The 738-nt window shown below is 62.1% G+C and carries 1 protein-coding gene; it reads left to right on the top strand.

What is annotated here, in order from left to right; translation table 11 throughout:
- Window positions 1-75: 75 nt before the first annotated feature.
- Window positions 76-738, top strand: a 663-nt coding sequence (locus RT91_RS19870; RefSeq protein ID WP_240314397.1) for a sugar phosphate isomerase/epimerase, incomplete at its 3' end; no start/stop codon positions are given.

The raw sequence follows: 738 nt of genomic DNA, 5'->3' as shown, positions 1-738 counted from the left end.
GCTTACACCCGCACCCGCGCAATGTCGGCAAGGCGGGCGCGCGGCCGTGTCTTGCGGGAAGCTTGGGCTCCAGTCATGCGCGAGAGTGCGCCGCTGACGAAAAATCGTCAACAGCGCACGCGGCGTGCCCGTTCCAGAGCGCGTAAGAAGAGACTGCCGGACCGCGCGGCAGGACTTGCCGAAGCGCTGCCGCAGGGAGGACATACGATGAAGATCGCACTTGATCCGTTCATGCACCGTCATCTTGGCCTGGAGGAACTACCCTTCAGAGTGAAGGAAATCGGCTTCGACTGGATCGAACTTTCCCGGGGAGATTTTCTGGAATGGTTCAAGGCGCCGCGGGTGTTTCCGGAACGGGTGCGGGGCTTCAGGCGGGCGCTGAAAGAGGCCGGTGTGGGGATCGCCTCGCTGCTGCCGATGTATCGCTGGGCGTCGAATGACGAGGACGAGCGCAAGGCCGCGGTGCGGCACTGGAAGCGCGCCATCGAGATCTGCCTCGAACTGGAAGTCGACACGATGAACTCGGAATTCGGCCGTGGCCCACACCCTGACAAGGGGGCCTGCTATTGTTGCCATACCGGCTCGATGATCGAGGCCTGCGAAGACTCCTGGTGGCGTTCAATGGAGGAACTTGTGCCAGTGTTCGAGCGGGAAGGTATGAACCTTCATGTCGAGCCGCATCCGGAGGACTGGGTGGAAACCCTTCAGCCGGCAGTGGACATCATCCGCACGGTCAAT

It is taken from the genome of Acidiphilium sp. JA12-A1 (assembly GCF_000724705.2).
GTDB lineage: Bacteria > Pseudomonadota > Alphaproteobacteria > Acetobacterales > Acetobacteraceae > Acidiphilium > Acidiphilium multivorum.
The sequence above is the reverse complement of the archived record's forward strand: the minus strand, read 5'-3'. Positions and strand labels throughout refer to the sequence as shown.